Origin of the sequence: Paracoccus ravus, from assembly GCF_004522175.1 — a bacterium.
GTDB classification, from domain to species: domain Bacteria; phylum Pseudomonadota; class Alphaproteobacteria; order Rhodobacterales; family Rhodobacteraceae; genus Paracoccus; species Paracoccus ravus.
Window position 1 is genome coordinate 89,654 of sequence record NZ_SDEB01000015.1, and the last position, 10,734, is coordinate 100,387.

A 10,734-nucleotide genomic window follows, 5' to 3' on the forward strand; every position below is an offset into this window, starting at 1 on the left:
GCTGCACCTGAGTTAGCCATGCCACAGAAAAGTCACAATTAACGAATTGTAACGGGTTGAAACAAACTGGCCCCCAGCCGCGCCCGCGCGTGGAAATGCGAGCCAATCTGCTGAAAAAATAAGAAAAAAGGACCGCGTTTGCGGTCCCTTTTAAGATCATGGGCGAAAAATTTGTGATCGGCTCAATTCGCCTGACGGCGCAGGAAAGCCGGAATTTCGACGGTTTCATCTGCGCGATCCGGGCTTGCCAGATCGTCGAAGCCGGCATCGAAGCCGCTGCTGCGACGTGCGTTCACGCGCTCATTGACGCGCTCGGCAATGGTCGATGCCGGGGGCTTCTCGACATGCTCGGCATGACCCGAGATGCGTTCGAGCATCCGGCTCAGACCGCCCATGCGGCTCTGGACGCGGCTTGCGACATCCTGTGCCGGTTGCGGCGCGGGGGCCGCGGCGCGAGGCTGCGGAGCAGCCTGCCGCTCGGGGGCGCGCTGCACAGCCTGAGCCAGCCGCGACATGGTCGCTTCCGAGGGCGTGCCCGGCGGGGTTGCGCGGCGCGGCGCGACAAAGCTGCCCGAATCGGCGTGCAACGCATCCTGGGACGGCGCCGCCTGCTGGCGCATCTCGGGCTGATAGGCCGGGCGGGGCATGTCGTCCTCGGCGTGATGCGCGGCGGCCGGATGCTGCGGGCGGGCGGGTTGCGAAACCGATGCGGCCGGCTGCTCGATGGTGGCGACGCGGCGTGGCGGCAGGGCCAAGTCTTCCTCGGCGGGCTTTTGCGAAACCGTCGGGGTCTGGGTCAGCGGCTCTTTCATGCCGCGGCGCGGCGCGGGGATTTCGACCGCCGATGCGTCGATGCCGGTCGCGACGACCGAGACGCGGATCGAGCCCTCCATGGTCGGATCGAGCGTCGAGCCGACGATGATATTCGCCTCGGCATCAACCTTCTCGCGGATCTTTTCAGCCGCCTCGTCCATCTCGAACAGCGTGAGGTCGTAGCCACCGGTGATGTTGATAAGCACACCCTTGGCGCCGTTGAGGCTGATCTCGTCGAGAAGCGGGTTCGCGATGGCCTTTTCGGCGGCCTGCACGGCGCGGTTCTCGCCCGAGGCTTCGCCCGTGCCCATCATCGCCTTGCCCATCTCATCCATCACGGCGCGAACGTCCGCGAAGTCGAGGTTGATCAGGCCCGGACGCACCATCAGGTCGGTCACGCCCTTCACGCCCTGATACAGCACGTCATCGGCCATGGCGAAGGCTTCGGTGAAGGTGGTCTTTTCGTTCGCCAGACGGAACAGGTTCTGGTTCGGAATGATGATCAGCGTATCGACGACCTTTTGCAGGGCCTCGACGCCCTCCTCGGCCTGACGCATGCGTTTGGTGCCCTCGAACTGGAAGGGCTTGGTGACGACGCCGACGGTCAGGATGCCCATCTCGCGCGCGGCTTGGGCGATGATCGGGGCCGCACCGGTGCCGGTGCCGCCGCCCATGCCAGCGGTGATAAAGCACATATGCGCGCCCATCAGGTGATCGACGATGTCTTCGATGGTTTCTTCGGCGGCCTTGGCGCCGATCGAAGGCTTCGCCCCGGCGCCAAGGCCTTCGGTCACTTTCGGACCGATCTGGATGCGCTGATCCGCCTTGGAGTTCGTCAGCGCCTGGGCATCGGTATTCGCGACGACGAAATCGACCCCCTCGAGCTGCTTGTCGATCATGTTATTGACCGCATTGCCACCCGCACCACCGACGCCAAAGACGGTGATGCGCGGCTTCAGTTCCTGGTCATCGTTGAGCATCAGGTGGATCTGCCGTTCCATGTCGCCTGCCTTGTTGTTTGCGCCGGACAGAGCGGAGTCCGGTCGAATCCCCGTATCACTAAAAGCCTAGCCAGATTCGGCCGCAGCGTCACTCAAAAATCACACGCATTCCACAAAATCTGGGATTGCGAAAGATATTTTCGGCGGTATCTCGCCCAAACTTCTGCATGTGGTAGAGCATAACCGCCGCTACCACCTAATCGAGCTTTCGTTCAACTACCAGTTGTTTTTAAACCAACGGTAGGCGCGTCTCAGGCTGCCCGCCGGATAGGCGTCGGCGGGCATCTCGAAATCCCACCATTCATCCTGCGGATGTGCAGTCAGCAGCGCGAGGCCAATGGCCGAGGCAAAGCCCGGCGCGGTCGCATTCTGCGGCAGGCCCTGGATGCGCAGAGGTCTGCCGATGCGCACGTTCTGGCCCAGCATCCGGGCCGCCAGCACGTCGAGACCCGGGATCTGGCTGCCGCCTCCGGTCAGCACGATCTGGCGCGAGGGCATGAAGTCGAAGCCCGCCGCATCGAGCAGGCCGCCGACATTCTCAAGGATCTCCTCGACTCTCGGGCGCATGATGCCGATCAAGTCGGCGCGGCTGACGCTGCGCCGGTCGGTATCCCAGTCGCCGGTCTCGCTGCCCAGTTCGATCATCTCGCGATCGTCGCGGCCGGTGACCTCGACCCCGCCATGCAGCGTTTTCAAGCGCTCGGCCTGGGCGTAGCTGATGCGCAGGCCCTTGGCGATGTCCTGGGTGATCAGATCGCCGCCATAGCGGATCGCATCGGCAAAGATCATGTGCTTCTTGATGAAGACCGAGACGCCGGTCGTGCCGCTGCCCAGATCGATGCAGGCAGCGCCCAGTTCCTGCTCGTCCTCGACCAGCGCGGCCAGCCCCGCGACATAGGAGCCCGAGGCGACCCCGGCCAGTTCCATGTCGCAACGCCGGATGCAATGGACCAGATTGCCCGCCGCGCCCTCGTCGATGGTCAGCACATGCATGTCCACCGCCAGAAGGTCGCCCGAATGGTCGCGCGGGTCGTTCAGGCCAGAGCGCCCATCCACCGCGAAATTCACCGGCTGGGCGTGCAGCACCTCACGGCCCGGCCCGAAATCCGGAACGTCGCAGGCCGCCAGCACGCGGGCCACGTCGGCCTCATTGACCTTGCCCGCGGGCAGCGCGACCTCGCCCGCCAGCCCATACGAGGCCGGACGCGCGCCAGAGATGCTGGCGATGACATGATCGACCCGCGTCCCGGCCGCCTTCTGGGCGGATTGGATCACCGTGCGGATGGCGCGTTCGGCTTCGGCCATGGTCTGGATCTCGCCGCAGCGCATCCCGCGCGACCGCGTATGAGCCGAGCCGATGACGCGGAAATTCGACTGCCCCGCCATCGGGCCGACGCCATCCGTCTCGCGGAACTGGCCCGGCCCGTCGAATTGCAGCACCAGACAGGCGATCTTCGAGGTCCCGATATCCAGAACCGCGATGACGCCGCGTTGCATGGCCTGTCGGCGCATGTTCCGCATTGCCTTCTGGCCCAGATACAGATCCTTCATGTCCCGCCCCCGTTGCTCGGTTCTTATCCCGTCGTTTTCGCCTTGCTTGCACTTCCGCGCGGCGCATCCGCGCCCTCGCCTGCGATCGGCTGCCCGTCGGGACCGATCTCGACCATCCCCCGCGCGCGCCGGATGGCATTTTGCGCGTCAAGCCCCAGGCGCAGCACGGGCCGCGCCTCGTTGCGCAGGTCGATCGCCGTGATGTCGCGCGACAGCAGATCTTCCGAGCGATCAATGGAGATCGCCCGTTCCAGCGCGCGCAGGGCCCCGTCCTCGGGTAGCATCAGCCGCTTGCCGTCATCCAGCACGATATCCCAGCGCCGCTCGCCGATGCGTTCGAGCCCGCGCAGGCGGGGGAGGATCACGCCCGCCGCCTCGATCAGCGCCAGAGCCTCGGGCGCGGCGCGGTCCGCCCCCTGCCCTGCGATGATCGGCAGATCCTTGCGCGCCTCGCGCGAGGTCGCGGTGGCGACGCGATGGCCCGACTTGTCCAGCAGTTCGATGCCGCGCGCATGACGCCACAGGATCGCGGGCTGACGCTCGGTCACCACCGCGGACAGCACGCCGGCCGGGGTGATGCGCAAATCGACGGCCTCGACCGCATCCAACATCCGCACCTTTTCGCGCAGCTTCGTCAGATCGATGTCGAAGCTCGAGGCCGGCAGCGGCACCGGCAGCATGGCGCGCAGCCCCTTTTCGACCACCTCGGATGCGCCCGAGATCTCCATGCGATGCACCATGAAGGCATCGCGATGCTGGACCTTGTCCACCATGCCGTCGATACCTGCGGTCAGGTTGGCGCGGCGGGTCTCGTCCGACAGCCAGATCCCGGCGACCATCGCCGCCAGAAAGGCCGGAATGCCGAGCCGCACCATCCGGCGCATCAGCGGCCGCAGCATCATCCGATTCAGCCGATAGGCCAGCCGCGAGGGTGCCGGATCACGGCGCACGGGCTTGGCCTGCGGCGCGGGACGCATGGGCGCATGGCGGACCGGCGCGGGACGCCCCGGCTCGGTCTCGGGCGGGCCGAAGGGGTTCAATCCCTGCATAGCGCCTCCTCGACGATCCAAGCGCAGAGCGCGGGAAAATCCATCCCGGCATGGGCGGCCTGTTCGGGCGCGAGCGAGGTCGGTGTCATGCCCGGCTGGGTATTCGTCTCAAGGATGATCAGCCCCTCAAGGCCGCGCGCATCGTCCCAGCGAAAATCGGAGCGGCTGAGGCCACGGCATCCAAGCGCCTGATGCGCGCGGATCGCGAAATCCCGGCAGGACTGGGCGATCACCTCGGGGATTTCGGCGGGGATGACGTGGCGCGAGCCGCCGGGCTTGTATTTCGCGTCGTAATCATACCAGCCGGTCGTCACGATCTCGGTCACGCCAAGGGCGCGATCCTCGAGCACCGCCACGGTCAGTTCGCGGCCCGGCGCATAGGTCTCGACCATGACGCGGGGGGGCATCTTGTCGGAAAGCTGCGGCGGGGAATTCGCGGCCTCATGGACGATATAGACCCCGACCGAAGAGCCCTCGTCATTGGGCTTCACCACATAGGGCGGGACCATGACATGGCGCGCCCGGACCTCATCGGCATCGGCGATCAGGCTTTCGACGACCGGCAGTCCGGCCTCGCGAAAGGCCTGCTTGGCGCGGCTCTTGTCCATGGCGAGGGCCGAGGCCAGCACGCCCGAATGGGTATAGCGATAACCCAGCCAGTCCATCAGGCCTTGCACGCAGCCGTCTTCGCCCCAGCGGCCATGCAGGGCATTGAACACGACATCGGGTCCGGCCTCGGCCAGACGCTCGGGCAGATCCCTGCCCGCATCGATCTCGGTGACGTCATAGCCCGCCTGCCGCAGCGCCTGCGCGCATTCACGCCCTGAGGAAAGGGACACCTCGCGCTCGGCGGAGGGTCCTCCCATCAGAACGGCGACTTTCGGGGCTGTCCTGCTCGACCTGCCCGTCAATTCCTGCCTCACGTCCCGGTTGATCCGGGTCTTTATGGAAGCAAGGATAGCGGCTGATCTTATTTCGCAAAAGTCCCTTTTTCGCGCTGAGCGCGATTTTTCCTGTCAGGTCGGCGGGTTAAGGCTCACCGACGCGAATGACCTCCCATTGCAGCAGATGTCCGCTGGTTTCCTGAACACGTCTGCGCACGAATTCGCCAAGCGCTTCCAGTTCGGCCGCCGTGGCCCCGCCCGCATTCAAAAGGAAATTGGGGTGCTTTTCAGACATTTGCGCGCCACCCAACCGGTGACCGCGCAATCCGGCCGCGTCGATCAGCGACCATGCCTTCAACTCATGCGTGTCATCCGCCCGCCCGGTCGAGGAGAATCCGGCGGGGTTGCGAAAGGTCGAACCGGCGCTACGCTCGCGCGTGGGCTGGCTCGCATCGCGGCGGGCAAGCTGCTCTTCCATCCGCGCGGCCAGTTCGGCGGGATCGCCCGAGCCGGCGCGGAACCGCGCCTCGGTCACGACCCAGCCCTCGGGCAGGTCCGAATGGCGATAGCCGAAGCCCAGATCCGCGGCCGGGATCTCGTGCACGGCACCATCCCGCGCGACGGCCCGGACCGAGATCAGATGATCCGCGACATAAGAGCCATAGCAACCGGCATTCATCCGCACGGCCCCGCCGATGCCGCCGGGGATCGTGCGCAGAAAGGTCAGGTCCAGCCCCGCCTCGGCGGCGCGCCGCGCGACATGGGCATCGAGCGCCGCCGCGCCCGCAGTGACGGTATCTCCGTCGCAGGAAATCGCGTTGAAGCCGCGGCCCAGCCGGATCACCACGCCACGGATACCGCCGTCGCGCACGATGAGGTTCGAACCGACCCCCATGGGAAAGACCGCGATCGCGGGGTCAAGCGCTGCGAGGAACTGCGCGAGATCGGCTTCATCGGCGGGCTGGAACAAGTATTGGGCGGGACCGCCGACCCGCAGCCAGGTCAGATCGGCCAGGGCTCTCTCCGGGGTCAGTGGACCGCGCGTCTGCGGCAAAAGATCACTGATCGGGGCGCTATCTGTCATCGCGGGGCTCCTTGGCGAGGTCGGCGCGAGTGGTAAAGCAAAGCCGGGCCCCGCGCAAACCTGCGTTACTGGGCCTCGCGAGGCGACACGCCGGGACGACGCCGGCGCAGCAGGGCAAAGGGCGGCCAGACCAGCACCGTAAGTCCCGCAGCCAGAAAGATCACGCCAAGCACCGGCCCACAGAGAAAGGTGAGCCAGCCCAGCAAAGGAACGCCCGCGACGACAAGCCCCCAGAACAGGACCGGTCGCCATGTCGCGCGCAAAAACGGCAAAAGCGATGCCAGCAAGGCCCAGCCCAGCACGCAGAGCGCGGCCGTGGCCGGGTGGCTTGCAAGGGCGGTCACGCCGCCGCCTCCTGAAGTTTTTGCGGAAGATTGTTCGCCCAGGTCGAGATCGTGCCCGCCCCCAGGCAGACCACCATATCGCCGGGCCGGGCCTGCTCGCGCACGAGGCGGGCCAGATCGTCTTCATTGATGACGGCGCGGGCATGGCGATGGCCATGCGCGATGAGGCCCGCGACCAGATCGTCGCGCGAGGCTCCGGGGATCGGGTCTTCGCCCGCCGAATAGACCTCGGCGATGGCCACGACATCGGCCTCATTGAAGCAGGTGCAGAAATCGTCAAAGAGGCTCGAAAGACGGGTGAAGCGATGCGGCTGATGGACGGCGATGACGCGGCCCTTGGTGGCCTGACGCGCGGCTTTCAGCACGGCCGCGATCTCGACCGGGTGGTGGCCGTAATCGTCGATGATGGTGACGCCACCCACTTCGCCCACGCGGGTGAATCGGCGACCGACGCCACCGAATTTGGCCAGAGCGTCGCGGATCTGGGCGCGTTTCATGCCGAGATGACGGGCGACAGCCACGGCGGCCAGCGCGTTCGAGACGTTGTGATCCCCCGGCATCGGCAGTGTGCAGCCCTCGATCATGGGCGTGACGCCCTCATTCGCGGCGGTCTCGCCCTGCAGCGCAATGTCGAAATGCGCGACGCCATTTTCATAGGTCAGGTTCACCGCCCGCACATCGGCCTGCGCGTTGAAGCCGAAGGTCACGATGCGGCGATCCGAGACCTTGCCGACCAGCGCCTGCACCTCGGGATGATCGGTGCAGCAGACCGCGAGCCCGTAGAAGGGGATGCCCGAAACGAAATTGTAAAAGCCTTGTCGCAAAGCGTCGAAGGAACCCCAATGCTCCATATGCTCGGGGTCGATATTCGTCACGATCGCGATGGTCGCGGGCAGGCGGTTGAACGAGCCGTCCGATTCATCGGCCTCGACCACCATCCATTCCCCCGCCCCGGCCCGCGCATTCGAGCCGTAAGCATGGATCACGCCGCCATTGATCACGGTCGGGTCGATCCCGCCCGCATCCAGAAGCGTCGCCACCATGGTCGTGGTCGTGGTCTTGCCATGCGTGCCGGCGATGGCGACGTTGGATTTCAGGCGCATCAGTTCCGCCAGCATCTCGGCGCGGCGCACGACGGGAAGGCCGCGGCGGCGGGCTTCCTCAAGCTCGGGATTGCCCTTCTTGATCGCAGTCGAAATGACGACCACCCCGGCATCGCCGATATTCTCGGCGCGCTGGCCCTCGAAGACGGTGGCACCCAGCCCTTCCAGACGGTCGGTGATCTTGGATTTCTTCGCATCCGACCCTTGGACAGCATAGCCCAGCGTCATCAGCACCTCGGCGATGCCGGACATGCCGATGCCGCCGATACCGACGAAGTGAATTGGGCCAAGCTCGCCCGGCAGTTTGGTCGCTGCGTTCATGCGGTCAATTCCGTAACTAAATCTGCAAGTCGCTGCGCCGCATCAGAGCGGCCAAGGGCCAAAGCGGCCGCAGCCATGTCGGAGGCGCGCGCGCCATCCGTAAGGATCTCCCGCATGTCGCGTCTGAGGCTCTCGGCGTCAAGCACGGATTCGGGAAGCACCATCGCCGCGCCCGATTCCGAAAGGGCGCGGGCATTGGCGGTCTGGTGGTCGCCGGTCGCTGCGGCAAAGGGGATCAGGATGGCGGGACGCCCGATCACGGTGATATCCGCGATGGACGAGGCCCCCGCCCGGCTGATGACCAATTGGCATTCGGCCAGACGCTTCGGCACGTCATCAAAGAAGTGCTGCACCTCCGCCGTGACTCCGGCCCCTTCATAGGTGGCGATGACGCGGGCGGCATCCTCGGCGCGGGCCTGATGGCTGACATGAAGCCGGTTACGAATGTCTTCGGGAAGGCCGATGATCGCCTCGGGAACGATATCCGAGAGCACCCTTGCGCCTTGGCTCCCGCCGATCACCAGCAGTTTCAACGGCCCCTCGGCGGGCGCGACATAGAGCGCCCCTGCCCTGTCCAGCACGGCCTGCCGCACCGGGTTGCCGGTATGAATGCCGGTGACGCCCTCGGGCAGTTGCGTGGGCCAGGTGCCGCAGGCGACCTTATTCACCCGACCGGCGAAAAGCGCGTTCACCCGACCCATGACGCCATTCTGCTCATGGATCATCCGGGGAATCCCCAGCGCCAAGGCCGCCGACATGGCCGGGATCGTGGGATAGCCGCCAAAGCCCACCACGGCGGCGGGGCGGTCGCGCTTCATCGCGCGCCATGCCGACATCACGCCTTGGCCGATGCGCAAAGGCACGATCGCCTTGGAAAGCGCCCCGCCCCGCGCCGTCGTGGCGGAACTGACGATCTCGCGCGTCACGTTATCCGGAAAGCCCGAGGCATAGCGCGCCCCGCGCTCATCGGTCGAGAGCGTCACCCGCCAGCCGCGATTGAGCAGCGTTTCGGCAAGAGCCTGCGCCGGGAACATGTGACCGCCTGTGCCTCCGGCGGCGATCAGGCAATAGGGAACCTTGACGGTATTCATCTGTGACCCCGGCCGAGGATTTCGCCGATGCGGTTTTGCGGGCGCGTCCGGGTCAGCGCCAGCAGCATCCCGACCGCAATGCCCGAAGCGATCACCGAGGAGCCGCCATAGCTCACAAAGGGCAGCGTCATGCCCTTGGCCGGCAGAAGCCGCACCGCCACGCCCATGTTGATCAGCGCCTGCACGCCAAAGGCGCAGGCCAAGCCGGTTCCGGCGATCCGGGTGAAGGGGTCACGCTCTTCGCGCAGGCGCAGAAGCGAGCGGATGACCACCGTGCCGTAAAGCGCGATGATCGCCATGACCATGATGAAGCCGTATTCCTCGGCGGCGACGGCGATGATGAAATCGGTATGGGCATCGGGCAGCGACCATTTCACCGACCCCTCGCCGACGCCGACGCCGAAGAACCGCCCTTCCTGGATGGCATTCGTGGCATAGCCGATCTGGGTGCGCGGATCGATCTCGGCGCTCAGGAAACCGTCGATGCGGCGGGCGAAATGCTCGGATGCGGTATAGGCAAAGACGCCGCCCATGCCAGCGATCAGCAGCACGCAACCCAGCAGGATGATCGGCGCCCCCGAGATGAAATACATCACGCACCACGAGAACAGCACCAGCGACGCCTGCCCGAAATCGGGCTGCATCGCCAGTAGCAGGACTACGGCGGCGGTCAGCGTAAAGGAATAGGCCTTGCCGGGGGGGCCGCCGACCTCTTGGCTCGCGGCCATCAGCCATGCGCTGATGGCGACGAAACAGGGCTTGAGAAATTCCGAAGGCTGGACCGACATGCCGCCCGGCAGTCGCAGCCAGCGCACCGCGCCCTTGCCGAAATCCGTCCCGATAAAGGGCAAGAGCAGGATGGCGGTAATCGCGATGGCAAAGCCCAGCACGCCGATGCGTCGCAGAAAGCGCGGCGAGAAGGTCGAGACCACCAGCATCACCACAAGGGCCATGCCACCAAAGATCGCCTGTCGCGTCACATAGTAGAATTGCGGCAGGTTGTTCTTTTCCGCCAGCGGCACCGAGGCCGCCAGCCCAAGAAGCGTGCCGATCGCGAAAAGCCCCATCACGCAGCCAAGCGACCACCGGTCAACGGTGCGCCACCAGCGTGGAAGAATCGGGTCACCAGCCCGTACGGGAGTGGTGCCAAAGACCATCTCGGTCATGGATGAACCGCCGTCACTGCCTCTGTTCACTGGCCCCAAAGGGCCGCCCGGTTTTCCGGGTCTGCCCGGGATGATAGCGCGGAACTGGCCATCGCGCTACTGCGGATTGTACCGCCTGCAGCAAAGCCAAAAAGGGCTGATGCTGTTGAAAAACTCGAGCACGAGCTTTGAACGGAGGCTGGGACTGACGCACTTTTCAGTGCAGTCCTTTCAGGCTCGGCAACCGCGTGATCGGTTTTCTCAACCGCTCGGTGTCGAAGGCACGGTCGCCGGGCAGAGCGTGGTCATTTTCCGGAGGTTTTGGGCGATGGCGGCGAGTGTGAACTC

General features: G+C 65.6%; 10 protein-coding genes. 1 reads left to right on the forward strand and 9 read right to left on the reverse strand.

Annotated elements, in window-relative coordinates; translation table 11 throughout:
- Positions 1-182: 182 nt before the first annotated feature.
- From ftsZ to ESZ60_RS13305, 9 genes are all read right to left on the reverse strand, one after another.
- Positions 183-1,814 (reverse strand): cell division protein FtsZ, encoded by a 1,632-nt coding sequence (gene ftsZ / locus ESZ60_RS13265; RefSeq protein ID WP_134681213.1) that lies wholly within the window; start codon positions 1,812-1,814, stop codon positions 183-185.
- A 216-nt stretch (positions 1,815-2,030) separates the two neighbouring features.
- Positions 2,031-3,365 carry a cell division protein FtsA gene (ftsA, locus tag ESZ60_RS13270; protein WP_134681214.1) on the reverse strand — a complete coding sequence of 445 codons (1,335 nt, stop codon included), beginning with the start codon at positions 3,363-3,365 and terminating at the stop codon, positions 2,031-2,033.
- 23 nt (positions 3,366-3,388) lie between these two features.
- The gene (locus tag ESZ60_RS13275) at positions 3,389-4,414 is read right to left on the reverse strand and encodes a cell division protein FtsQ/DivIB (protein ID WP_134681215.1); all 1,026 of its coding nucleotides are present in this window, start codon (positions 4,412-4,414) and stop codon (positions 3,389-3,391) included.
- Positions 4,402-5,325, reverse strand: coding sequence for a D-alanine--D-alanine ligase (locus tag ESZ60_RS13280; RefSeq protein ID WP_134681216.1), 924 nt, complete (start codon positions 5,323-5,325; stop codon positions 4,402-4,404). The genes ESZ60_RS13275 and ESZ60_RS13280 overlap by 13 nt, the downstream gene beginning before the upstream one ends.
- 118 nt (positions 5,326-5,443) lie before the next feature.
- Positions 5,444-6,382 (reverse strand): UDP-N-acetylmuramate dehydrogenase, encoded by a 939-nt coding sequence (gene murB / locus ESZ60_RS13285; RefSeq protein WP_134681217.1) that lies wholly within the window; start codon positions 6,380-6,382, stop codon positions 5,444-5,446.
- Positions 6,383-6,447: 65 nt separating this feature from the next.
- Positions 6,448-6,726 carry a DUF2484 family protein gene (locus ESZ60_RS13290; protein WP_134681218.1) on the reverse strand — a complete coding sequence of 93 codons (279 nt, stop codon included), beginning with the start codon at positions 6,724-6,726 and terminating at the stop codon, positions 6,448-6,450.
- Complete coding sequence (gene murC, locus ESZ60_RS13295) at positions 6,723-8,150, reverse strand: UDP-N-acetylmuramate--L-alanine ligase (RefSeq protein WP_134681219.1); 1,428 nt, start codon at positions 8,148-8,150, stop codon at positions 6,723-6,725. The genes ESZ60_RS13290 and murC overlap by 4 nt, the downstream gene beginning before the upstream one ends.
- Positions 8,147-9,241, reverse strand: a complete 1,095-nt coding sequence (locus ESZ60_RS13300) for a UDP-N-acetylglucosamine--N-acetylmuramyl-(pentapeptide) pyrophosphoryl-undecaprenol N-acetylglucosamine transferase (RefSeq protein WP_134681220.1) — start codon at positions 9,239-9,241, stop codon at positions 8,147-8,149. Before ESZ60_RS13300 ends, murC begins: the two co-directional genes overlap by 4 nt.
- Positions 9,238-10,407: an FtsW/RodA/SpoVE family cell cycle protein gene (locus ESZ60_RS13305; protein WP_134681221.1), complete on the reverse strand. Its 1,170-nt coding sequence runs from the start codon at positions 10,405-10,407 to the stop codon at positions 9,238-9,240. Before ESZ60_RS13305 ends, ESZ60_RS13300 begins: the two co-directional genes overlap by 4 nt.
- Between ESZ60_RS13305 and ESZ60_RS21075 the strand changes: the two genes are divergently transcribed.
- Positions 10,406-10,734: hypothetical protein (locus ESZ60_RS21075; RefSeq protein WP_209021299.1), on the forward strand; the 329-nt coding region annotated here is incomplete at its 3' end. The genes ESZ60_RS13305 and ESZ60_RS21075 overlap by 2 nt on opposite strands.

Bases quoted from the DNA above. Each gene is read 5' to 3' on its own strand.
- ESZ60_RS13275 (WP_134681215.1), bottom strand. From the start codon at position 4,414: ATGCAGGGATTGAACCCCTTCGGCCCGCCCGAGACCGAGCCGGGGCGT.
- murC (WP_134681219.1), bottom strand. From the start codon at position 8,150: ATGAACGCAGCGACCAAACTGCCGGGCGAGCTTGGCCCAATTCACTTC.
- ESZ60_RS13305 (WP_134681221.1), bottom strand. From the start codon at position 10,407: ATGACCGAGATGGTCTTTGGCACCACTCCCGTACGGGCTGGTGACCCG.
- ftsA (WP_134681214.1), bottom strand. From the start codon at position 3,365: ATGAAGGATCTGTATCTGGGCCAGAAGGCAATGCGGAACATGCGCCGA.
- murB (WP_134681217.1), bottom strand. From the start codon at position 6,382: ATGACAGATAGCGCCCCGATCAGTGATCTTTTGCCGCAGACGCGCGGT.
- ESZ60_RS13300 (WP_134681220.1), bottom strand. From the start codon at position 9,241: ATGAATACCGTCAAGGTTCCCTATTGCCTGATCGCCGCCGGAGGCACA.
- ftsZ (WP_134681213.1), bottom strand. From the start codon at position 1,814: ATGGAACGGCAGATCCACCTGATGCTCAACGATGACCAGGAACTGAAG.